Annotated in this window: 25 protein-coding genes and 1 pseudogene; 10 read left to right on the plus strand and 16 right to left on the minus strand. The window is 45.0% G+C overall.

Going from position 1 to position 23377, the window contains the following annotated elements:
• From Q0389_RS10325 to Q0389_RS10360, 8 genes and pseudogenes are all read right to left on the minus strand, one after another.
• Positions 1–1356, minus strand: a pseudogene (locus tag Q0389_RS10325) (anthranilate synthase component I family protein); the annotation flags it as partial.
• Between the two features lies 1 nt (position 1357).
• Positions 1358–2248 carry an SPOR domain-containing protein gene (locus Q0389_RS10330; protein ID WP_298693958.1) on the minus strand — a complete coding sequence of 297 codons (891 nt, stop codon included), beginning with the start codon at positions 2246–2248 and terminating at the stop codon, positions 1358–1360.
• A gap of 39 nt (positions 2249–2287) precedes the next feature.
• The gene (locus tag Q0389_RS10335; RefSeq protein WP_298693960.1) at positions 2288–2830 is read right to left on the minus strand and encodes a DUF1882 domain-containing protein; all 543 of its coding nucleotides are present in this window, start codon (positions 2828–2830) and stop codon (positions 2288–2290) included.
• A 16-nt stretch (positions 2831–2846) separates the two neighbouring features.
• Complete coding sequence (locus Q0389_RS10340; protein WP_298693962.1) at positions 2847–4094, minus strand: serine hydroxymethyltransferase; 1248 nt, start codon at positions 4092–4094, stop codon at positions 2847–2849.
• A complete protein-coding gene (lysS, locus tag Q0389_RS10345) occupies positions 4091–5608 on the minus strand; it encodes a lysine--tRNA ligase (protein WP_298693963.1) in 1518 nt (505 codons plus the stop codon). Before lysS ends, Q0389_RS10340 begins: the two co-directional genes overlap by 4 nt.
• Before the next feature lie 21 nt (positions 5609–5629).
• Positions 5630–6112, minus strand: a complete 483-nt coding sequence (locus Q0389_RS10350) for a Fur family transcriptional regulator (RefSeq protein ID WP_298693965.1) — start codon at positions 6110–6112, stop codon at positions 5630–5632.
• A 3-nt stretch (positions 6113–6115) separates the two neighbouring features.
• Positions 6116–6670 carry a CvpA family protein gene (locus Q0389_RS10355; RefSeq protein ID WP_298693966.1) on the minus strand — a complete coding sequence of 185 codons (555 nt, stop codon included), beginning with the start codon at positions 6668–6670 and terminating at the stop codon, positions 6116–6118.
• The gene (locus tag Q0389_RS10360) at positions 6670–7596 is read right to left on the minus strand and encodes a GGDEF domain-containing protein (RefSeq protein WP_298693967.1); all 927 of its coding nucleotides are present in this window, start codon (positions 7594–7596) and stop codon (positions 6670–6672) included. Before Q0389_RS10360 ends, Q0389_RS10355 begins: the two co-directional genes overlap by 1 nt.
• A 207-nt stretch (positions 7597–7803) precedes the next feature.
• Here Q0389_RS10360 and Q0389_RS10365 point away from each other — a divergent pair, with 207 nt between their 5' ends.
• Entirely contained in the window at positions 7804–9150 is a 1347-nt protein-coding gene (locus Q0389_RS10365) for a class II 3-deoxy-7-phosphoheptulonate synthase (RefSeq protein ID WP_298693968.1), read from the plus strand.
• 43 nt (positions 9151–9193) lie between these two features.
• Here the strand turns inward: Q0389_RS10365 and Q0389_RS10370 are convergent, their stop codons facing one another.
• The 4 genes from Q0389_RS10370 to gatC form a co-directional block, all read right to left on the minus strand.
• Positions 9194–9604: a Fur family transcriptional regulator gene (locus Q0389_RS10370; protein ID WP_298693969.1), complete on the minus strand. Its 411-nt coding sequence runs from the start codon at positions 9602–9604 to the stop codon at positions 9194–9196.
• A 104-nt stretch (positions 9605–9708) separates the two neighbouring features.
• Positions 9709–10779, minus strand: a complete 1071-nt coding sequence (locus Q0389_RS10375) for a type IV pilus twitching motility protein PilT (RefSeq protein ID WP_298693970.1) — start codon at positions 10777–10779, stop codon at positions 9709–9711.
• On the minus strand, positions 10776–11120 hold the full coding sequence (locus Q0389_RS10380) for an arsenate reductase family protein (RefSeq protein WP_298693971.1): 345 nt from the start codon (positions 11118–11120) through the stop codon (positions 10776–10778). The genes Q0389_RS10375 and Q0389_RS10380 overlap by 4 nt, the downstream gene beginning before the upstream one ends.
• A 2-nt stretch (positions 11121–11122) precedes the next feature.
• Positions 11123–11413: an Asp-tRNA(Asn)/Glu-tRNA(Gln) amidotransferase subunit GatC gene (gatC, locus tag Q0389_RS10385; RefSeq protein ID WP_298693973.1), complete on the minus strand. Its 291-nt coding sequence runs from the start codon at positions 11411–11413 to the stop codon at positions 11123–11125.
• 121 nt (positions 11414–11534) lie between these two features.
• Between gatC and Q0389_RS10390 the strand changes: the two genes are divergently transcribed.
• The 9 genes from Q0389_RS10390 (at position 11535) to Q0389_RS10430 (ending at position 18517) form a co-directional block, all read left to right on the plus strand.
• Positions 11535–12131, plus strand: coding sequence for a hypothetical protein (locus Q0389_RS10390; RefSeq protein WP_298693975.1), 597 nt, complete (start codon positions 11535–11537; stop codon positions 12129–12131).
• Positions 12131–13129: a PQQ-binding-like beta-propeller repeat protein gene (locus tag Q0389_RS10395; protein WP_298693977.1), complete on the plus strand. Its 999-nt coding sequence runs from the start codon at positions 12131–12133 to the stop codon at positions 13127–13129. The genes Q0389_RS10390 and Q0389_RS10395 overlap by 1 nt, the downstream gene beginning before the upstream one ends.
• The gene (locus Q0389_RS10400) at positions 13129–13950 is read left to right on the plus strand and encodes a tyrosine-type recombinase/integrase (protein WP_298693978.1); all 822 of its coding nucleotides are present in this window, start codon (positions 13129–13131) and stop codon (positions 13948–13950) included. The genes Q0389_RS10395 and Q0389_RS10400 overlap by 1 nt, the downstream gene beginning before the upstream one ends.
• A gap of 59 nt (positions 13951–14009) precedes the next feature.
• Positions 14010–14351 carry a cupin domain-containing protein gene (locus Q0389_RS10405; protein WP_298693979.1) on the plus strand — a complete coding sequence of 114 codons (342 nt, stop codon included), beginning with the start codon at positions 14010–14012 and terminating at the stop codon, positions 14349–14351.
• 7 nt (positions 14352–14358) lie between these two features.
• Positions 14359–14976, plus strand: a complete 618-nt coding sequence (locus tag Q0389_RS10410; RefSeq protein ID WP_298693980.1) for a type III pantothenate kinase — start codon at positions 14359–14361, stop codon at positions 14974–14976.
• Positions 14970–15593 carry an ATP phosphoribosyltransferase gene (gene hisG / locus Q0389_RS10415; RefSeq protein ID WP_298693982.1) on the plus strand — a complete coding sequence of 208 codons (624 nt, stop codon included), beginning with the start codon at positions 14970–14972 and terminating at the stop codon, positions 15591–15593. The genes Q0389_RS10410 and hisG overlap by 7 nt, the downstream gene beginning before the upstream one ends.
• A 58-nt stretch (positions 15594–15651) precedes the next feature.
• Positions 15652–16173: a glycine zipper 2TM domain-containing protein gene (locus Q0389_RS10420; RefSeq protein WP_298693984.1), complete on the plus strand. Its 522-nt coding sequence runs from the start codon at positions 15652–15654 to the stop codon at positions 16171–16173.
• A 110-nt stretch (positions 16174–16283) separates the two neighbouring features.
• On the plus strand, positions 16284–17279 hold the full coding sequence (gap, locus tag Q0389_RS10425) for a type I glyceraldehyde-3-phosphate dehydrogenase (RefSeq protein ID WP_298693986.1): 996 nt from the start codon (positions 16284–16286) through the stop codon (positions 17277–17279).
• Positions 17279–18517: a glucose-6-phosphate isomerase gene (locus Q0389_RS10430; protein ID WP_298693987.1), complete on the plus strand. Its 1239-nt coding sequence runs from the start codon at positions 17279–17281 to the stop codon at positions 18515–18517. The genes gap and Q0389_RS10430 overlap by 1 nt, the downstream gene beginning before the upstream one ends.
• Before the next feature lie 11 nt (positions 18518–18528).
• Here Q0389_RS10430 and Q0389_RS10435 read toward each other — a convergent pair whose 3' ends face one another.
• The 4 genes from Q0389_RS10435 to Q0389_RS10450 all read right to left on the minus strand — a co-directional run.
• The gene (locus Q0389_RS10435) at positions 18529–19974 is read right to left on the minus strand and encodes a methyl-accepting chemotaxis protein (protein WP_298693988.1); all 1446 of its coding nucleotides are present in this window, start codon (positions 19972–19974) and stop codon (positions 18529–18531) included.
• On the minus strand, positions 19952–20440 hold the full coding sequence (locus Q0389_RS10440; protein WP_298693989.1) for a PAS domain S-box protein: 489 nt from the start codon (positions 20438–20440) through the stop codon (positions 19952–19954). The genes Q0389_RS10435 and Q0389_RS10440 overlap by 23 nt, the downstream gene beginning before the upstream one ends.
• 44 nt (positions 20441–20484) lie before the next feature.
• The gene (gene dbpA, locus Q0389_RS10445; protein ID WP_298693990.1) at positions 20485–21837 is read right to left on the minus strand and encodes an ATP-dependent RNA helicase DbpA; all 1353 of its coding nucleotides are present in this window, start codon (positions 21835–21837) and stop codon (positions 20485–20487) included.
• An 80-nt stretch (positions 21838–21917) separates the two neighbouring features.
• Positions 21918–23377 (minus strand): bifunctional aconitate hydratase 2/2-methylisocitrate dehydratase (locus tag Q0389_RS10450; RefSeq protein ID WP_298693992.1); only part of this gene is annotated, 1460 nt, incomplete at its 5' end.

Consider the following 23377-nt stretch of genomic DNA (forward strand, 5'->3'; position numbering starts at 1 on the left):
CACTTCGAGGTATTCAAGTTCGTTTTGCGAATCGGCGACAACGCCGGCCCCCGCTTGTAAAATAACCTGATCGGCTTTGACCAAAGCGGTACGGATGGTAATGGCGCTGTCCATGTTTCCGTCAAATCCGAAATAACCGATAGTTCCGCTGTAGAACCCTCGTTTGACCCCTTCATACTCCGCGATCAGTTCCATCGCGCGGATTTTAGGGGCACCGGTCATCGTTCCGGCGGTGAAGGTTGCCGCGAGGAGATCGAACATATCCTTCTCCTCCGCAATTTGCGCATGTACGTCTGAGACGATATGCATGACGTGCGAATAGCGCTCGACATGCATCATCTCTTCGACTTTGACCGTACCGGTTTTGGCGACGCGGCCGACATCGTTGCGTCCCAAATCGATGAGCATCAGATGTTCAGAAAGTTCTTTCGGATCAGAGAGAAGCTCTTCTTCGAGCTCCAAATCGCGCTGTTTCGTGCCGCCGCGTTTACGAGTCCCTGCGATAGGGCGCAGAAGAATATCGCCGTCGGTGAGGCGAACCATCACTTCGGGAGAACTTCCGACAATGCTGAAATCTTCATATTCCATCAACTACATATAAGGGGAGGGATTTTTCAGCCGAAGGATGCGATAGAAACTAAACGGATCGACTTTGGCATTGCGGATATAGCGATTCGTCATCAAAATCTGAAAGACATCGCCGCTGCGGATCATCTTTTTAGACTCTTCCACCATCGAAAAGAATTTCTCTTTAGTAAAGATGAATTCGCCCCCTTTGTCCTCTTGAATCGGAATCAGCGGCGTGTAGCTATAGGGAGCTTTCAGCGTTGATTCGATTTCGTCAAAACGGTTTTTCATCGATTCGATGCAGCTAAGCAGAGTAATCGTTGCGTTTTTATGCGAAACGACCAGTGTCAGCTTCGGTAGGATAAGATCCATATCAGGAGTGTGCGACTGGTCGATCAGATCGGACATATACTCTTTCAAAACCGGCTCGAATACTTGAACCATATCATATCCGATATAGCCGATAAATCCGTCAATGTATCCGACTCCAAGTTCTTTTGCACGTTCCCGATAGGCTTTTTGATCGAGTTTGCGATAGTACTCTTTAAGAAACTCAAAAGGAGAACTCTCAAAAGTTCGGCTTTGTCCAGAAAGATCGGTATAGGTTGTTTGAGCATTGCTGTAGCTGAGACGTTCACGTGCACCGACGACGATTATCGTATAGTTGCCGTCGCTGTTTCCGGCACTTTCAAATAAGAAACTGACTTCGCCTTTGAAAAGATTTTTCATCTTTTCATACACGGCTATCGGGGCAAATTGATCTAGAGAAAAATGGCGCGATGTTATCACGTTACCCCTTTGTGATGTAAGCGCCGGATTCGATATTTTTACGTACCGTACCTAGAACGTCGCGTGCCGCTTTCTCTCCTTGGAACGGCCCGATAATTACTTTGGTCGCCGCACCGTTCGGAACGGTTGTATATTTCAACCCGCTTGCATTAATATGGTCAAAGAGAGCTTGATTCGGTTGTTTGGCAAAAGAACCGACTTGAATATAATAGATTCCGCTTTTATCTTCCGCTTTTTCTGCTGTTTTAGCAGGTGCATCCGCCGCTTTTTCAGTAGGTTTTGCCTCGGTAGAGACTACTGCGGCCTTAGGTGTGCTTGTCGTTGTTTTTTTAGGTTCGACAGCGGTTTTGGTTTCTGCCGGTTTAGAAGTTTTGATCGTCGGTGTATTGATTACGGGTTGCGCAGTTTTAGTTGCGGGCTGAGACTTCGGTGTTTCGACAGGCTTGGCAAACGATTTTGATTCGACTTTCGGAATGACGACAGTAGTCTGTACCGGTTTGGATGCCGCCGGAGCCGAGGTGTGCTCGATTGGAGCTGAAGCCGCAGGCTGAACAACGGTTTCTTGAACCGGAGAATCTTGGAAAGATTCCTGTTTGATTTTTTGGGCAATTTGTCCCAAATCTTGAGCCGAGGTCGTATTACCGCCTTCTTGGATCACTTCTACCGGTTCAAATAAAGGATCGTCAATGATCTCGGAAGGTGCCGAAGGTTCAGGCGGCACGGCTGCATGCGGTGCTTGTTCATTACTCTCGCTTTTGAGCGAATTCATGATGACGAGGACAATGATTAAGATCAGCGTCAGTGCCGCAATCGCCAGTAAAAGCTTTTTGCTGTTAGAGCCTGATCCCCCTTTATTGAGGATAATGTCGTTAAGTTCGTTTTTTTCTTCCATTATTAAATCCCGTTCCTTCTGTATTGGTACAAATGCGCGTTACATATGTTTCGACCATGAAGCTCCGCGCTCTTTAGCGTAGACTTCATACGGCAGGTTGAGAATGTTGTATTCTGCCGGCAGATCGAGAGTAGGGAACATGCGCCACTGTTTTGGTTGTTTTGCGGCTAATTTCATGGAGATCATTTTACCCAGTTGATTAGCCTCTTGTAAAGTAGTATGACCTTTATGAATGTAAACGTGAAGGTGTCCCGGTGTTTTGGTTTCAAACGCGGTAAAATTGATGAAGCCCTCTTCACGGAGTAAAAGCTGTGCTTTGTGATAAAAGCGCTGAGGATCGGTTCCGTTGTAGTCAATAACGATGTTTTCTACTTTTTCAAACTTGTTTATCAACGAATGGGCAACGGTAATTTGCCCTTTGAGGTGCTGATCGATAATCGCTTGTGTGAGGGTTTTGTCAATTCTCTCGTATTTGTTGAAAAAAGTACGCCCTTTGAAATCAATTTTATTGACGATGTTGTCATGTTTCAGCCAGTAATGGTCTGAAATCATTTTGATCAGTTTCATATCCATCGATGTCATGGGCGGTACCTTTTACTTAATATGTCGGTTGGTTATAAATAACAAAATTTTTGGCGAGTGCTTTGAGCTCTTCTTTGATTGCAGCCTGCTTTTCAACGTTTTCAATATCGTCCAATACGTCGGCAATACGGTTTGCGATAAGCTCGAACTCTTTTTCTTTCATCCCGCGTGATGTCAACGCCGGGCTTCCGATACGAACACCCGAGGTAACGAACGGCGAGCGAGTTTCTCCCGGTACGGTATTTTTATTAACCGTGATTCCGGCACGTCCGAGCGCCGCATCGGCATCTTTACCGCTGAAGTCTTTATTTAGGAAAGAGACAAGGATTAGATGGTTGTCGGTTCCGCCGCTGACGATGTCGTAACCCCGTTTCATCAAAACGTCTGCAAGAACTTTTGCGTTGGCTTTCACTTGTTTCGCATAGACTTTCCACGCATCGGAAAGATTGTATTTGAAGCCGACCGCTTTTGCCGCAATGACATGAACCAACGGTCCGCCCTGAAGTGCTGGGAAGATTGCCGAGTTGATTTTTTTAGCGATCTCTTCGTCATTGGTCATGATCATACCGCCGCGAGGACCCGCAAGTGTTTTGTGGGTAGTTGTCGTAACAACATCCGCATACGGGAATGGGCTCGGGTGTTCGCCCGCACAGACTAGGCCGGCGATATGGGCGATATCGGCGAACAAAATCGCTCCGACGGCATCGGCGATTTCACGGAATTTTTTGAAATCGATTTCGCGTGCATACGCTGAAGCACCGCACACGATAATTTTCGGTTGGACGATTTTTGCGATGTCCATGACACGCTCATAGTTGATGCGGCCGTCAAGTTCGACACCATATGAAAAACTGTGGTAGTTTTTACCTGAAAAACTGACTTTTGAACCGTGTGTCAAGTGTCCGCCGTGGCTGAGATCCATACCGAGAAGTTTATCGCCGGCTTGAAGCAACGCAGCATAAACGGCGCCGTTTGCCGAGGAACCCGAGTGGGGCTGCACGTTTGCAAATTTACAACCGAACAATTCGCAGGCACGGTCGATTGCGAGCTGTTCTACACCGTCGGCAAATTCACATCCGCCGTAGTAGCGTTTTGCCGGATACCCTTCTGCATATTTGTTGGTGAATACCGAACCCATCGCTTCCATAACGGCCGGAAGGGTAAAGTTTTCTGATGCGATCATTTCCAAATGATCGGTTTGACGTTCGAGCTCTTGCTCGCACAATGCATAAATTTCGTTATCGTATTCTTTGAGGAAACTCATTCTTCTTCTCCGTTGTTGGTTTGGGTGTTTTGTAGAGGTTTCATTGCCGGGAAAAGCAATACATCCCGGATTGAGTGTTGATTGGTCAGCATCATGACGAGACGGTCGATACCGATCCCCTGACCCGCGGTCGGTGCCATTCCGTAAGAGAGGGCAGTGACAAAATCTTCGTCCATCTCGTGGGCTTCGTCATCGCCTGAATCTTTGGCCGCCATTTGCCCTTCAAAACGTTGCAGCTGATCGACCGGGTCGTTAAGTTCACTGAACGCGTTGGCGATCTCGCGTCCCGCAATGAAAAGCTCAAAGCGATCTGTCAGCTCAGGACGCTCGTCATTACGACGTGCAAGAGGGGAGATTTCGACCGGATAGTGGGTAATGAAAGTCGGGTTAATCAGCTTGGCTTCGACAAATTCGTCAAAGAGTTCGCCTTGAAGCTGTCCGAGATTCATCGCCGCATTGGCTTCAAGATTTTTCGATTTTAAAAATGCCAAAATGGACTCTTTATCATTGACGATCTCTTCCGGAACACCGCCGATGACGCTGAGACTTTTAACCAGTTCGATTTCGCTAAACTGATCGAAATCGACTTCCAACTCACCGTACGGGAGACGTTTGGGGAGGTCGAGATGATCGAAGAGATATTCGAAATACTCTTTGGTAATAATGATCAAATCTTTATAGGTTTTGAACGCCCAGTAAAATTCGATGGAGGTGAACTCAGGGTTATGGGTTGCATCCATCCCTTCATTGCGGAAGTTACGGTTGATTTCAAATACCGCTTCAAATCCGCCGACGATGAGACGTTTGAGATACAGCTCAGGTGCAATACGCAAGTATCGGTCGATTCCGAGGGCATTATGATGAGTAACGAACGGTTTCGCATTGGCTCCCCCCGCGATCGGGTGCATCATCGGCGTTTCGACTTCTAAAAAGCCTTTGTCCTCGAAAAAGCGGCGGGTAAGGCTGATGACTTTCGAGCGGATATGAAACGTTTTACGAACTTCGGAATTCATAATCAGATCGAGGTAGCGTTGACGGTAGCGCATCTCTTTGTCTTGAATACCATGAAACTTCTCCGGTAACGGCGAAATCGCTTTGGTTAAGATTTTAAGGCTGTCGGCATGAAGTGAGAGCTCACCGTGTTGTGTTACGAACGGATAGCCGCTCACTTCGACGATATCGCCGACTTCAACGAGTTTCTTGAAAATATCGTTGTAAAAATTTTCCGGGAGATTGTCACGGGCGACGTAAATTTGGAGCATGCCGCTTTCGTCTTCGATTTTAATAAAACTTGCTTTACCCATCAAACGGTAAAGTTTAATCCGTCCTGCAACAATGTAGTGGCGATTTTCGTTACGTTTTTCTTCGGTCTGAAACAGATCGGAGTTGACGTTGTGAAATTTTTCGATAGTTGTGTTGCGTGCCGAATTGTTTGCATACGGATCGATTCCGAGAGCTCTAAGCGCTTCGGCTTTTTCTATCCGTTGCTGTACGTATTGGTTTTCAAATGCCAATGGGATTCCTTTCAAAAATGGTTAGCTTTTAGGCTTTGTTTGGCAGTTTTTACAAATGCCGTAAATCTGCATCGAGTGTTCTTGCATGACAAAACCAAGCTCTTGGGTAATTTTTTTCTGACGTTGCTCGATCTCTTCGTCGACGAATTCGGTGATACTTCCGCACGAGGTACAGATGATATGGTCGTGATGATCTTTGGCACCAAGCTCGTATTTTTTACCCTGAGCGCCGAAAGAGAGAGATGTGACCATATCTGAACCTTCCAACAAAGAAAGGGTTCGATACACCGTTGCTATGCCGGTATTGAGTTCAGGATGTTTCTCCTGGATCAAATGGTGGAGCGCTTCGGGAGTTAGATGTTCATCGGAATTATAGAGCATTTCCAAAATCACTTCGCGCTGGATGGTGAATTTAAGACCGTTAGCTTTTAGAAGTTGTTTAAAATCGCTTAAGAGCTTGTTATACTCAACGGTTCTTTCGGTAAAATCGGTGTATGCACCCATAGATTATTTCTCCTTTTCGGTGTCGGAAGGTGATTCGGTTTTATTGGTATCGCTTAGCATGGAAGTCACGTCATCGGTTTCGATATGTAGAATAAAGTCTCCCGTTGCGAACATCGGTTTGTAAAAAATGCTGTTCGCCATTTTCGGCTCCAAGTTTTCACGAATGGCGGTAACGCTGAATAGGGCATAAACGATAATCGAAAGGATAAAGAAAAACTTGCTGCTGCCGACGATAAAACCTAAAATACGGTCAAGCGGTCCTAAACCGCTGAGAGAACTTAATTTTTTAAATCCGGCGCCCAGTGCAACCATTAAAAGCCAAAAAATTCCCAGAGCGAAGATAAAACCGATCAAATTGATGGCCGTCGGTGTTTCAAAATGAAAGAGTGTATCGCTGAGAAATTTTCCCATATACCCGCCCAGATGGGAGGCGACAAAGACTCCCCCTACGATACCGATCATACCGAATACTTCTTTTGAAAAACCGTTCAGAAGCCCTTTCAATCCTAGTAACAGGACGATTGATCCGACGGCGACGTCAAAATAATTCAAATCCATTAAAACTCCATTTCAAAACGGTCTTTGCCGTTGTTTTTGGCACGGTATAAAGCGGTATCGGAACGTTCGATAATCGAATCGATCGAATCGCCTTTGATGATTTTGGTGAGGCCGATACTCAACGTCACCGGGATCTGTTGATTTTGGAAGAGGGGTTTGTTGTTACGGCACAGGGTTAATAGACGTTCCGCTACCAATTGCGCCCCCTCGGTATCGGTACGGTTGAGAAGAATAATAAACTCTTCACCTCCGAAACGGTAGACGCGATCGCCGTCTCTGAGCGCTTTTTTCAAAAGTTTTGAGATAAAAATCAGTACTTTGTCTCCGGCAATATGCCCGAAACGGTCGTTGATGTTTTTGAAATCGTCAACATCGATCATAAAAGCGAACATTTCGAAATCCATGGACTCTTTTTCCAGAACGGTTTTGAGATGTTCTTGGAGCGCGTAGCGGTTGAAAACTTTAGTCAACGGGTCAAGCGATGTTTTAGTTTCGAGTGTTTTGACCTGTTCAAGGAGGGTATGTATGACTTCGTTGGCACGTGAGACCTCGTCACTGAGATGTGTTTGAATATCGCTGAACTTCTCTGTGATTTTGCCGAAATCAATTAAGCCCGATGTCGTGCTTTCTTCGAGTAATTCGGCATGTTTTTCGGCTATCTCACCGATCGTATCGTTTGTTAACGAATAAGAATCGATGCTTTGGCGTGCAAGTTCTTTGTACTCTTCTGCAGTGCTTTGGCGATAGGTGTTCAAATCAAACTCACCTGAGGAATACAACTCCAGCACTTCGTTCGTTGCAGCGGCAACCAACTCGGCAAACTCGCTCGGATCGATTGTCGTTTGGTGTTTGCTGAGCGATTCCAGATGTACAGAGAGTTCTTTGCAAAAATGATTGAGCAAAGGATGAATTTGGTTAGCTTGCACCATCGGACCTTACGTGTGTGTTTCGGATGTTCAAAAAAGCCTTCCGTTTTGTCCAAAAAAGGCTAAATCAAACTCTCTAAAAGTAATGCCATTATACTTTTTCAAACATAAAGATAACTTTTGATACCTTTAATCAGTCCTCTTTTAGGATAAAACGCTAAAATTCGGATACTAATTAACGGTGCGTGAGCACGCAGGAGATAATTTATGAAAACGTGGAATCGATCCAGCTGGAGAGAAAAACCGATTAAACAACAACCGACATATCCGGATCAAGCGGTTTTGGAACAAATCGAATCACAGCTTCGTAATTATCCTCCGCTCGTTTTTGCCGGCGAAGCCAGAACATTGAAAAAAAATTTGGCTGACGTATGTGAAGGAAAAGCCTTTTTGCTTCAAGGAGGCGATTGTGCGGAGAGCTTTTCAGAATTTCATGCACACAACATTCGCGATACTTTCAAAGTAATGATGCAGATGGCTGTCGTCATGACGTTTGCCGGCGGTGTTCCCGTCGTCAAAGTGGGACGACTCGGGGGACAATTCGCGAAACCGCGTTCATCCGATACCGAAACGGTTGACGGAGTTACACTGCCGAGTTATCGCGGCGATATTATCAACGGCGTCGATTTCAGTGCCGAAGCACGCGTACCCGATCCGCATCGTATGGTTCAGGCCTATAACCAATCCGCAGCGACGTTAAACCTTTTACGGGCGTTTGCTTCTGGAGGGCTTGCCGATTTGCATCAGGTTCATGCCTGGAACCTCGGATTCGTCGGACAAAATGAAATGACGAAAAAATACGACGATCTTTCTCGTCAAATCGATGATTCGCTTCGGTTTATGGCGGCGTGCGGAATTACGTCGGATACGTACCGAACTCTGCGCGAAACCGATTTCTTCACGTCTCATGAAGCATTGTTGCTCAATTACGAGGAAGCGTTTACCCGTCAGGACTCATTGACGGGAGATTGGTATGACGTATCGTCGCATATGTTGTGGATCGGTGACCGTACCCGCCAGCTTGACGGTGCGCACGTCGAGTTCATGCGCGGTATCAAAAACCCGATCGGTGTGAAAGCGGGACCGTCGATGGATCCGGAAGATCTGATCCGATTGTGCGATATTCTCAACCCGGAGAACGAAGCGGGACGGTTAAACGTAATCGTTCGCATGGGAGCCGATAAAGTTGCCGACGGTATGCCTGCCTTGATCCGTGCGATCGAACGTGAAGGGAAAAAAGTGCTTTGGAGCTGTGATCCTATGCACGGAAACACCATCACGAGCAACGGGTATAAAACCCGTCCGGTCGATGCGGTTCTTAAAGAGATGAAGCAATTCTTCCAAGTCCATAAATCGGAAGGAACCTATGCCGGAGGGGTGCATCTGGAGATGACGGGTAAAAATGTCACTGAATGTCTGGGTGGATCGTTCGAGATTACATCCGAAAATTTGAAAAGCCGCTACCATACCCATTGTGACCCGCGTTTGAATGCGGATCAATCGTTGGAATTGGCATTTTTGATTGCCGATACGCTAAAAGAAGCCCATCGCTAAGCCGATACGAAGTTTGTTCCGTATTTCTTTTCTCCCGACTCTTTCAGAGACTCTTTTTCTGACACTCGGGGCAAATACCCGAAATGACCACAGAAATCTCTTCTGTACGGTATTGTGACAATTTAACGGCATTTTCAAGTATTTCCGCCGGGTTGAGCGGAATATCTTCAAGATCGCCGCATACATTGCACAGTACATGGATATGCGATTCTTTTTCGATTTCGTATTTGGATTTATGCCCCGGAACTTTAACTTCGCGAATCAGGCTCACCTCCATCATCGTATGAATATTTTTGTATAAAGTCGCCAACGAGATTGAGGTAAATTTTTTACGAATTGCCGAATAAAGTTCATCGATATTTATGTGCCCTTTTTGGTACATAAGCTCGATAATCGCGATTCGCTGCGGTGTTATTTTAAGGCGGTGACCTTTGAGTAAGTGTTCATATTTCATAATAAAGAATTATAAGCTATTTTGAGAACGGTATTCCATAAAGCGGCTGAAGAGCGGAGATTTTTGAAATAAACTTTAAGTTAGCTTCTCCCCGCGGGGAGAAATTACATGGAACTGATGACTCGTAGAAGTTCGTCAGGTTTATTGGAATATTGCAGTGCCGTCTCTTTGCTAACCAGTTTTTTACGTAAAAACTCGACGATTTCCTGTGTTTGCGTCGTCATACTGGTCCCTTGCTGATTCAACTGCATTTGGGAATAAAGCTGATGCACTTTGTCTTCGCGGATCAGATTGGCGATAGCGGGATTGGTGATCATAATCTCTTGGGCAGCGATACGTCCTCCTCCGATTTTCGGCAATAAAGCTTGGGAGATAACGGCGATCAGGGAGGTAGAGAGCTGTGCTCGTACCTGCGGCTGCTCGTCGCCTGAGAAAACGTCGATGATACGGTTGATCGTTTGCGGAGCGGAGTTGGTATGCAACGTTCCGAAAACCAAGTGCCCCGTTTCTGCCGCTGTCAATGCCGCCGAAATCGTTTCTCGGTCCCGCATCTCCCCGATTAGAATGACGTCAGGGTCTTCACGCAACGCATATTTGAGCGCAGCCGAGAAACTTTTGGTGTCAGTCCCGATATTACGGTGTGAGAAAAGCGATTTTTTATTGCTGTGCACAAACTCGACCGGATCTTCGACAGTGATGATATGGCGAGCTTCGTTCATATTGATTTCATTGAGCATTGCCGCTAAGGTAGTCGATTTACCGCTTCCGGTAGGGCCGGTTACGAGGATAAGCCCTTTTTCGCGTTTAATAATCTCTTTAAAGATTTTTTTGGCATTCAGATCATCCAGCGAAGGAATCGTTACCGGAATGATACGAAATGCACACGCGACGTCATCCATCGTTTTGTAGTAGTTGGCACGAAATCTGCCGACGTCTGGAATGACGATTGAAAAGTCGAGTTCATTGTTTTCTTCAAAGGTTTTCTTCTGTTTCTCAGTGAGAAGCGAATATCCCATCTCTTCGATGTCTTTACCGTCAAGTATCGGAAGATTAAGGGCGACAAGACGACCGTCGATACGGATTTGCGGCTCGGAACGACTGACGAGGTGGAGATCGGAAGCTTTATAGGCAACAACGCTTTTGAGAAGTTTATGGATATCCAGTGCTGCATTCATGAGAGAAATATTCCTTCGTAGTGAGATTGCTCATATCCGACGATCACTTGGTCGCCATATTCGATTACAGGACGCTTGATGAGAAGATTGTGTTCTCCCATCCATCTGATTTTTTCATTATCGTTCAGCGCAAGGGCTTTGAGATTCAAGGTCCGGTATGTGGTTCCTTTGGTATTCAAAAGAACGGAAAGGTTGCTTTTTGAGAGCCATGATAGAATTTTTTCTTCATTGACGGGAGCAGTTTTAAAGTCATGAAAAACATAGGGGATATTGTGTGTATCGAAAAATTGAAGCGCTTTCTTCACACTTCCGCAGTTTTTAATCCCGTATATCTGCAGCATGATTACTCGATGATTTTAGGAACGATAAAAAAGTGTTCTTGAGAATGGGGCGCATGGGCTAAAATATCGTCATTGATTGAACGTTCGACGATTCCCACGTCATCGCGAAGACGGGTTGAAACATCGGACATCGCAAATGTCGCTTCTACACCGTCGGTATCGAGTTCAGTGAGATTGTCGACAAATGAGACGATTTCGCTGAGTTGCACAATCATCTCTTTTCTGTGTTCCTGCGGAATTTCGAGATAAGAGAGCTTTTCGAGTCGTTGTAAAAGTGTTTCGTCGATTTGCATGGTTAACCTAAGTCGTGATAAATTTATGGAAATAATTGTACCCTAATTTTAGGTTTACAAAACTTTAACGTAGGGTGAGATATTATTGCTCGATTAATGATTGTAAAAGACAGGAGACGTTTTGAGTCTAAAAGAGAATATGGATGCCCTTAAAGAGGAGCTGAATTCAGAAGAGAAGTTTTTTGAAAGCGCTATCCGCACGGAACGGTTCATTAAGCGGTATCAGAAACCTTTGATCGCCGTGGTAGCCGCTTCGTTGTTGGCTGTAGGAGGGGCAATAGCCTATCAAGCGTACAAAAACGGGAAGATCGAGAGCTCCAATGCCGCTTTTAACGTTTTATTGACAAATCCTTCCGATACCAAAGCGGAACAAACTCTTAAAAACGATAATCCTGAATTGTATGACCTATGGAGACTTTCCCGCGGGATTGCCCAAAATGATGTTACGATACTCGATTCATTAAAAAATTCAGAGGCTTTCGGCGTTGCCGACATCGCAGGATATGAGACCGCAGCGATCAAAGGCGATGCTAAAATGCTTGAAGAATATACAAAAAAACAAGGTGCTTTGTATAAAGACATCGCTTTACTGGAATTGGCCGTAAAAGCGATCGAAGAGGGAAATGTTGCAACCGCACGTCAAAAAATCGCCTTAATCCCTGAAGATTCCCCAATTTTTCAAGCGGGACAAGCATTGTCCCATTACGGAGTAAAATAATGAAAATCGCCCTAATCGCCCTTTCGGCCTCAATGGTTCTGCTATTTAGCGGATGTTCGCACAAAGAGGTCTTTAAACCCGAGAATGTTAAAGGCGAATGGCGCAACGCCGGGCATTTAAGTTCTTCCATCGCGCAGGTTTCCCAATCTGCCGCCGTTTTGGATAACGGACATCTCCTGACAAAAGCGGGAGAAAAAGCATTTAAAATTCCTGAAGATTATCGTTTGATCAACGTGAGCGATTCTTGGGTTATTACCGAAAGCCCTGAGGGGAACCTCGTTCTTATGCCTGAAGACGGTACCGACACACGCGTAACGTTTGAACTCAAACGGAGCGTTGCCGCCGTCAGTATCCAAAACGATACGATGGCGGTTCTGTTCGCGAATAACGAGATGGCTTTATATTCGATCGAGTCTAAAAAGCTCCTTTTTAAAGAGCCTTCGAATGCACCTGTAGCTGTCGATGCCCGTATTGCCAACCCATATTTTCTGAAGGAATTGGTTATCTTTTTGACATTGGACGGGAAACTGGTTATCGTTAACTCCGAGACGAAACAGGTGCTTCGTTCGGTTGTCGTAAGCTCCGAAGAGTATTTCAACAACATTACGTATCTCAACGTGATCGATAACAACCTTGTCGCATCGACGGGATACGGGCTATTGGCACTAGCGCAAAAAGAGTCACGTGAAAAATATGAAATTCGCAACATTGCCTATACGACGGACGGCATTTGGATCACGACCAAGCAAGGGGAAGTTATCGCACTGAGCCCGACACTGCAGTTCAAAGCGAAAAAGAAATTCCCGTTTGCCCATTTTGTCGCTATCAGCGTTCAAAACGACCGAGTTTACGTATTGGAGCAAGAGGGATATATGATCGCATTGACGAAAAACCTCTTAGCTTACGATATCTATGATGTCGATTTGGATGTTGAGAACAAAATTTTTGTCGGTGACGGCAGTTTTTATTTCGACGACCGTTACATCAACATTCAATAATGTCCGGAGAGCTTGACGCTTTTATCGAATACATTAGTGTCATTAAGCGATTAAGCCCCCGTACGATTGAGGCATATACCCGTGATCTTGTCGAAATAGAAGAGAAGATCGGAAAAAATCTGGTGTCGATGGAGTCGCACGAGATTTTCCGCTTATTGGGTCAAATCGCGAATAAGCGGACGCTTAACCGGAAGCTTTCGGCTTTCAACTCTTTTTTGGATTTCTGCCACCGCCATCACTACGATTCGGTTTCCTCCAAATTCTCATTATCGAAAATTCCTAAAAACCTTCCCAAATATTTGCCTTATGAAACGATTGAAGCCGGGCTTCGACGTATCGATCGAAGCGAGTGGATCGGATTGCGCGATTATGCGCTTATTTTGTTCTTGTACGCAACCGGCATGCGTATCGGAGAGTCTCTTGCCGCGGAAGAGAGGGATATCGAGGGTGAATGGATCCGCATTCGTCACGGTAAAGGGGAAAAAGAGCGTTATGTTCCGATTGCTCCCGATGCCCTTAAAGCCCTTCGAATATATCAGGATGCCTGTCCGTTTGCCAAACGGACTTTGTGGCTGAACTATCGTGGTGAACCGCTGAGTCGTGTCTCCGCATTTAAAATTACCCAAAAGTATCTTGGGGTTTCTCCTCACTCTCTACGCCACTCGTATGCGACGGCACTGATTCTCGGCGGGGCCGATCTGCGCGTCGTGCAGGAACTGCTCGGGCATGCGTCGCTGCTTACCACGCAGATATATACCCATGTTCAAAAGCAAAATCTTCAGCAGACGGTAATTAAACACCATCCGATGGCGCTATCTTGATTTTCATCAAGAGATAAGATTACGTATTTGGCTATCATCCTAAACAAAAAAGGACGATAATGCAATATTGCTCATTTCTGGCCGACATCGTTTACGGTGAAACACAGCCTGTGATCACCCCCATACTCGTTAATGACTTTACGAAAGAGATTCGAATCGTTTTCCGTGAAGGACAGGCGATGAAGGCCCATAAAACGACGTTTCCGATTACCGTGATGATCGTTTCGGGTGAGATTGATTTCGGGATAGGAGAGGAACGGATGATCTTCGGATCGGGGGATGTCGTGGCATTGGAACCAAATGTTATCCACGATTTAGTGGCTCTGGAAGATTCGATTGTCCGTTTGAGTCTCCATAAAAGTGACAGTGTCACACGGGTTAACGGAGTTCTTAAGCTATAATATCCGCATGATATTATGCGACGTCGGAAATACATCGGTTGATCTGTTAGAACAGGGTAAACGTACCAAAATAAAGGTGGAAGAGTTTGATCCTTTCATCCTTTTGAATGATGTTTACTATATTAGCGTCAATGCGGCTTTTGACGAACACATTTCGGAATATCCGAATTGGCATAATCTTCGTGATCGTATTGCATGGGAAAAGTACTATACCACGATGGGAATTGACCGTATTATGGCGTGCGAAGCGATAGAAGAGGGCGTTGTCGTCGATGCCGGAAGTGCCATTACCGTTGATGTGATGAGCGGCGGTGCGTATCAGGGGGGATTTATCTCGCTCGGGCTTCGCACGGCACAAGAGGCATACGGTAGACTTTCTCCTGCACTGAACGTGTCATTTAACTTTGAGGTTGATTTGGCTAAAATGGCGAAAAATACTCCCGATGCCCTTACGGTCGGTTTTTTGGCGCCTTTGATTGAAAAGATCGAGCGTCTCGGAAAACCTTTGTACCTCACAGGTGGCGATGCTCGGTTGTTATCCCGATATTTCAAGGATGCAATCGTAGCGGAAGATTTGATCTTCCAAGGGATGGAAAAGCTACTTCAAAAAGGTTCTAAATGCTAAGTGTCGCACTCCCGAAAGGGCGAATTGCCGAAGATACGTTGGAAATTTTCGAAACGATTTTCGGAAGCAGTTTTAAATTCGACGATCGTAAATTAATCCTACAAACCGAAAACTTCAAGTTTTTATTGGTCCGTAATCAAGACGTAGCAACATACGTCTATCATCAGGCTGCCGATATCGGCGTTGTCGGACTCGACACACTGGAAGAACAGGGGTTGGATGTTATCCGTCTGCTCGACCTGCAAAAGGGGAAATGCCGTGTCGCTATCGGTATGCGTGCGGGAGAAAAACCCGATTTCACGAAAAGCGAGATAAAAGTCGCGACCAAAATGGTGAATATCACCAAGCGCTATTTTGCCGAGCGAGCGGTTGCCGCCGATATCATAAAGCTTTATGGTTCAATCGAGCTTGCACCGTTGGTGGGACTTGCAGATATGATCGTGGATGTCGTCGAAACAGGAAGTACGATGAAACAAAACGGATTAGAAGTAGTAGAAACGATCATGGAATCGACCACTCATTTGATCGCCAATAAAAACAGTTTCTTTGAAAAGAAAGACGAAGTATTGGACATATACGAAAAAATTAACGCCCTCCTATACGGCCATCAATCATAATTCACTATCGATTAACAATTCAGTTTTATACTCTCGTGAAAATAACAAAGGAAAACCTATGTTTAATCACCGGATTATAAGTGTCACTTTGCCCCTTCTCATAGTAGGAACTGCATTGATGGCAGAGAGTTTTTCAACGGTAGAATATGTTAGTGTTACCCGTTCGACTCCTGTGTATTCGACGATTCAAGAAGAAGTTCCAACTCAAAAATGTTATGATGTACAAGAACAGGTCAGTTCTGGCGGAAGCGGTAATAACGATGTTATCGGCGCTGTTGCCGGGGGCGTTTTAGGGGGTGTACTCGGACACAATGTCGGCGGTGGAACCGGTAAGACTGTTGCAACGGTCGGCGGTGCGGTTTTGGGAACGCTTGCCGGGCAGAATATCGGAAGCAAGTACAATACTCCGGCTTCGTCAACATCCCAAACGGTTCGTCGTTGCGAGACAGTCATGAATTACAAAACGCGCCAAGTTTTGAGCGGATATACGAATTTCGCAAAATTTAAAGGCAAAGAGATCAGTGTCGACAGTGATTCGCCGTTAAAACAGATACCGGTTACGGTAACCTACAGCTACTAACTCTATCTCTCTCCGAACGGGGAGATAATCTTTATATTTGTAATCTTCTTGTTAAAGTTTTTTCGTTACAATTAAACAATAAATATCTTTAATAATTTTCAGGAGTCTCTATGGCACTCAAAGTAGCGATTAACGGCACAGGAAGAATCGGGATTATTGTAGCTAAGATTATTGCGGAACGCAGTGATATCGAGTTAGTGGCGTTGAATACGACTGCTAAACCGGAGATGCTTGAATATTTACTCAAATTTGACAGCGTACATAGAGGCATCGACGCGAAAGTGATCGACGAGAACACAATTGCGATCGGCGGTAAAAATGTTCGTATGTTCAGCGACCGCAACATCGATAATGTCGATTTCGGCGGAGTCGGTGCAGAAGTCGTTATCGAATGTACCGGAAAGTTCCTTGATCAGGAAAGTTGTACGAAGCATTTAAAAAACGGCGTTAGAAAAGTCATTATGTCAGCTCCGGCTAAAGATGATTCACCGACTTATGTATTCGGCGTAAACTCGGATCAGTATAAAGGCGAAGCGATTATTTCAAACGCCAGCTGTACGACAAACTGTCTTGCACCGATTACGAAAGTTTTGGATGATGCATTTGGAATCGAAAACGGCTTGATGACGACAATTCACTCGTATACCAACGATCAAAATATTTTGGATGTTAAACATGCAAAAGATCCGCGCCGTGCTCGTGCCGCCGCATTAAACATGATTCCTACCTCTACGGGTGCTGCGAAAGCGATCGGCAAAGTTATGCCGCATCTTCTCGGTAAATTGAACGGTTATTCGATGCGCGTTCCTACACCGGACGTTTCACTTGTCGATTTAACGGTGAATCTCAAAAAAGAGGTTACGAAAGAAGATATTAACGCAGCGTTCAATGAAGCGGCTGAGGGTGCTTTCAAAGGGCTTATCGAAGTGGATAACGACAAACGTGTATCCGGCGATTTCATCGGATCGACTTTCAGTTCGGTATATGTTCCCGATATGACAAGCATTGTAGAAGGGAAAACGGTCAAAGTATTGGCTTGGTATGATAATGAATGGGGGTATAGCAGCCGTCTGGTTGACATGACTGTTCTCATCGGTACGCGCTAATGCTACGGTTTACCACCCATTTCGATACGAAAGAGTTAGACCCGTTTACGATTGAAAAAGGGTATGAATCGCTTCGTTTCGAAGCGCATAATCAAGAGGTGGGATATTATCATCTGCCATCCGGGTCTCAAGATCTGATTCATGAGCTGACCGCATTGGACAGCGAGATCAACCGCCGATTTAATACTATCGCCGTCGTCGGTATCGGCGGCTCTTCACTCGGGATAAAAGCGATCGAACGATTGCTCCGTCCGAGTACCCCTAATGCTAAAAAAATCATTTACCTCGAAAACTCGGATCCGATCAGTATCATCAGCGAGATGAAAGAGATAGACAAGTTTAAAACATTGTTTATCGTTATCTCAAAATCAGGTGGGACGGTTGAGACACTTTCGATCTTTAAACGTCTTGTCGCAAGTTTTGAATTACCGCTTATGTCTTCCGAACAAATTTATGTGGTCAGCGACGATAACTCCATACTATCACATTTTGCGGATGAAAATAAACTGCGGCGTTTCATTATCCCTGCCAATGTCGGAGGACGTTTCTCGGTATTAAGTGCCGTCGGTATGGTCCCGCTTACATTGGCAGGTTTCGATACTCTCTCTATATTAAAAGGGGCAGAAGCATTTTTGGAGCGTTTCTGGAACCGTCAGGAAGAGCATCTTATTCAAAAAGCAACCTATTACGTAACGCATAAAGAGCAATTTCCTATGAATGTTTTATTTGCCTATTCCGACACATTTGAAGAGTTTGGCAAATGGGTAGTGCAGTTGTGGGGAGAATCGCTTGGAAAACGAAACCGTCGCGGCGAGAGAGTGGGACTCACTCCGATTTCTCTAATCGGTTCGGTAGATCAGCATTCGTTTTTACAGTTGATCATCGAAGGGCCGTTGAATAAAACGGTCACCTTTTTGCATATCGAACATTCAGAAGAACACTTAATGATTCCAAACCTTTCGCTCAAATACCTTGAGAAAAGCGATTTTGTAAACGGAAAAAGTTTCAACGATTTGATTAATGCACAGTGTTACGCAACGATGCAAAGCGTTTTACAAAGCGGCGTAAGTGTGGATGAAATTGCCTGGAAACAGATCGATGAAATTTCGGTTGGTGAAATGATTTTGTATTATGAATTGCTCACATCGCTCAGTGGCGCTTTATTGGAGATCAATACCTACGATCAACCCGGCGTAGAGCTCGGGAAGCAAATTTTGGAAGGTTACTTTAAAAAGTAATGTAGCCGGTTTTAACTGTTCCGCATCAAGTTTTCTTCGGATTCGCGGATCAGGTTGTCCATCAGGGAGAAAAGTTTGTAGCTAGCATCTTCCATGGATTCAAAATTACGGATAATATCTTCTTTATGTTGCACCGATAAATCTTTTTCTTGAATATAGTGTAAATTTTTGTGCACTTCGTTGTGAACGATTTCATGCGGCTGCGCAATATCTTTATAGCTTGGAAGGTGGGCAAAACGCTCTTTCCCCGCACCGCTTTCATACCATTTACCGAGGCGACAGTTATGATGGTCGGAGAATACGGTCTCCGAACGGCCGTTGACGAGGCTTTTGTAGGCATTGGATTTAAACATGATATGATCGATTTTAGCCAAAGTAACAAAGGTCGTATTTTCAATAGCCGTTGCCTGAACGGAAGTGCTGATGGCATCTTTATTGAATGCATGGAGTGTTTCTCGGAAGGATTCTATTGCATCATTGGATTCGTTGGCAATTTCGTTCATATCGGTTGAATTGGAGTGAATCTCCGTCGTCTCTTGCTGTAGTGTCTGAACGGCAATAGCAATCTCTCCGGTTGCTTTTTGGGTTCGTTCGGCCAGTTTGCGTACCTCGTCGGCAACAACGGCAAAACCACGACCGTGTTCTCCTGCTCGTGCCGCTTCGATAGCCGCATTCAATGCCAAAAGGTTGGTTTGATCGGCAATGTCTTTGATCAGGTTGACGACAGAGGTAATTTCTCCCGTTTTTTCGTTGAGAGAATTAATTGCATCCGCAGAGACTTGAACCAATTCGATCAGATGGTTGAGTTTGGTGATGATTATCTCTAATTCACTGACGGTCTCTGAGGAATTTTTAGAGGTTTTCTGGCTTATTTGAGTAATGTTATTAAGACGTAAAATTGTATTTTGTAGATCGTTTTGGATGACGTCGAGCCCTCCGCCGACACCGGCACCGATTTTACCTAGAGCACTGTTTAGGATCGATTTTTGGATATGCAGATAGTTGGTATGCATGGAATCGATAGCTTTGTTGACAAAAGAACTTGCTTCTTTAAATTCTCCCTGCAAACCTTGAATATTGATGCGGCGGTAAAACTCATCGCGGCTTGAAGCTTCGACACTGGCACGAATTTCCCGAATGAAGACTTCCGTTTGATCCAGCATGTTATTTGTATTCCAGCACAAGTCATTTAATTCACCGTGATCGACGATATTGGTTATACGGCTTTCAAGATTCCCTTTTTCGGCACCTTTGATAACGGTTGCTACTTCACTGATTGTTTTTTGCGTTTCGCGTATGTTTAAGAAAATAAACCAGGCCAATGCGAAATTAAAAATATTTAAAATCCGTATCCAGCTCCATCCGTCTATAATCGTTTCGAGTAGAAGGGCTACTACGAAAAGGATAATAGAAATGATATTCGCATATTGGACTTTAGAGAGAGAGGACAAATTCATCGTACGACATTCCTTTATCTTTTAGTACTTGGGTAAGTGCGGCTTCAGAGCTTATGACTCCGCCTTGTCGTTCTTTTTCAAGGAGCAATGCGTAAAGCGGTTTAATAATATTGAGTGCATTCTGAGAAGGCTTTCGGCGGACCGAGTGATAATTGCTGATCGCTCTTTTATCATCGAATGAAGGAGTAACATGCGCATAAACCCAATAATAGTCTCCCTCTTTTGTTTTGTTTTTTACATAAGCGAATATCTCTTTTCCCTCTTTAATACGGCTCCAGAGAAGCTTAAAGATGACAGAGGGCATATCTTCATGACGGAGAATATTATGCGGATGATTCAGAAGTTCATGTTCCGTATATCCGGATATTTTTATAAAAAGGGCATTTCCATAAGTGATTTTGCCTTGTAAATCCGTTTTTGAAACGATAAATTCCTCATCACCGAAGGTTAATTCTTGATTAGCCATTTAGATTTTTACTCCACGCATTAATATGGTATAAACCGTTTTCATTAGTCTAGCAACCATTTCCTAAATATTTTCCCTTTTATCGGTTTGTTTATAAATTTTTTGTATATATTTTCACCATTTTCGCGAGGTATTGCGACATAGCTCAAATGATCAAACTGGTCGATTTTTCCAATATCTTGCTGGGTTAATCCGCATTCATGAATCAATGCTCCGACAATGTCTCCGGCCCTCAATTTCTCTTTTTTACCGGCATCGATGCAAATGGTACGCATCAGGCTTTCGGGAAATTCTTCTTGTATATTTTTTGGAAGCTCTTGTGGGCTGACCGGACGATTTAGTTCTAAGAACCGTTCGCGTTGATAATGGCTGATGAGAGTAATGGCAATTCCGGTTTTGCCTGCACGGCCGGTTCTTCCGATTCGATGGGTATAACGTTCGTTTTGGATCGGGACTTCATAGTTTATGATGGCGTCCAATCCCTCGATATCGATACCTCTGCCTGCGACATCGGTGGCAACGAGTATCGGCACACTGAGGTTGCGGAACTGTAAAATTGCCTCATTCCGCTCAAACTGTTCCATATCGCCATGTAGAGTCAAAGGATGAATGCCGATATGTTTTAACTCTTCATATAACGCATTCGCTTCCATTTTGGTATTGCAGAAAATAATGGTATTAGTGATATGGTGCAGAGATAGAATTTGTCCGATAGCAGAGAGTTTATTGTCGCAAAAATAGGCAATCTCTTCTATTTTCGGTTTACTGATCGAATGTTCGGCAGTGACCATGACGGGGTCTTTCATAAACTCTGATGTAATCGTCTGGATCGATGAGGGGAAGGTAGCGGAGAAAAGAAGATTCTGCCGTGAAGAAGGTGTAAATCCTAAGATGGCGGTAATATCTTCGATAAAACCCATGTCGATCATCTGATCGGCTTCATCCAGTACCACCGTTTGGATTTGAGCCGGATCGAAGGCGTCCGTTTGAAGCAGCTTTAAGACGCGGCCAGGGGTACCGACGATAATGTGAGCTCCATGCTTGAGCGAATGGATTTGCCCTTTCATCGGGACACCTCCGCAGAGGGTAAGAATTTTAATATTCCCGATTTCGGACGCGAGTGAACGGAGTACTTTTGCTACTTGTTCGGCAAGCTCGCGGGTAGGGCAGAGGATAAGGGATTGAATCCCGAACGATTTAGGGTTAATCGAATTCAAAACTCCTAAACCGAAAGCCAAAGTTTTACCGCTTCCGGTTGCTGCTTGGGCGATACAATCTTTTTTGTCTAAAATGACAGGGAGTGCCGTTGCCTGAATTGGAGTCATCGTCGTGAAGTCAAGACGTTTTAATGCCTCTTTTAATGGGGAACGTAAGGCTAAGGTATCGAAGGTGGACATTGTGTCGCTTTATAATATAGATACGCGATTATAGCATAGATGGCAAAACCCCCACAGGGAGGGTGTTTGAGAGGGATGCGTTATACGGCTTTAATGGTAACGCCGTATTTTTCTTCAGCGACGTTGCGTGCTTGAAGAGAATACGAAGCAATCTCATTGAAATTGAGATATTTATAGACTTGATCTGCTTTTCCTGCCAATTTTTCAGGAACGATACTCATGTATTCCGCTACGCTCGGAATACGTCCGAGTTTCGCACATACTGATGCAAGCTCAGCCGATCCTAGATAAACCTGAGTCCCTTTACCTAGACGGTTGTCGAAGTTACGGGTAGAGGTTGAGAATACGGTTGAACCTTCACGAGAACTCGCTTGGTTACCCATACAAAGTGAACATCCCGGAACTTCGGTTTGTGCCTCGATCGCTTTATAAACGTCGTAGTACCCTTCGTTGATGAGTTGTTGCTCATCCATACGGGTCGGAGGAACGATCCAGAATTTTTCAACCGCAATTTTGCCTTCACCGCGCATGACTTCACCCGCCGCACGGTAGTGACCGATGTTGGTCATACAGCTGCCCAAGAATACTTCATCGATTTTTTCACCCGCAACTTCGCTGAGCAATTTAACATTGTCAGGATCATTTGGACATGCCAAGATCGGCTCTGTTACTTCTGCAAGGTCGATTTCGATGATCGCAGCGTATTCCGCATCCGCATCCGGTTCCATCAATGAAGGAGCGGCTAGCCACTCTTTCATTTTATCGGCACGGCGTTGAAGCGTACGTGCATCTTCGTAACCGTCTGCGATCATTGCTTCGATCAACGTTACGTTTGATTTTAGGTATTCGATAACCGGTTCTTTGTTCAGGCGAACCGTACAGGCCGCCGCTGAACGCTCAGCCGACGCATCGGAAAGCTCGAACGCTTGTTCCACTTTCATGTTCGGAAGACCTTCGATCTCCAAAACACGTCCGTTAAAGATATTTTTCTTCCCTTTTTTCTCAACAGTTAAAAGCCCTTGTTTAATCGCATAATACGGGATAGCGTTAACAAGGTCACGTAGCGTGATACCCGGCTGCATTTCACCTTTGAAGCGAACCAATACAGACTCAGGCATTTCAAGTGGCATAGAACCGGTAACCGCTGCAAACGCAACAAGACCTGAACCTGCAGGGAAACTCACACCGATAGGGAAACGGGTGTGAGAGTCACCGCCGGTTCCTACCGTGTCCGGAAGAACCATACGGTTCAACCATGAGTGGATAACACCGTCCGCAGGACGAAGGGCAACACCGCTGCGTGAGCTGATAAATGCCGGCAATGTTGCGTGCAATTTCACGTCAGACGGTTTCGGGTATGCTGCCGTATGACAGAAAGATTGAAGAACGAAATCCGCTGAGAAACCGAGAGCTGAAAGTTCTTTGATTTCATCACGTGTCATCGGTCCGGTTGTATCTTGGCTACCGACAGTGCTTGTCATAGGTTCACAGTACATACCTGGGCGTACCCCTTCCATACCGCATGCACGTCCAACCATTT

It is taken from the genome of uncultured Sulfuricurvum sp., assembly GCF_937936435.1.
Lineage (GTDB): Bacteria > Campylobacterota > Campylobacteria > Campylobacterales > Sulfurimonadaceae > Sulfuricurvum.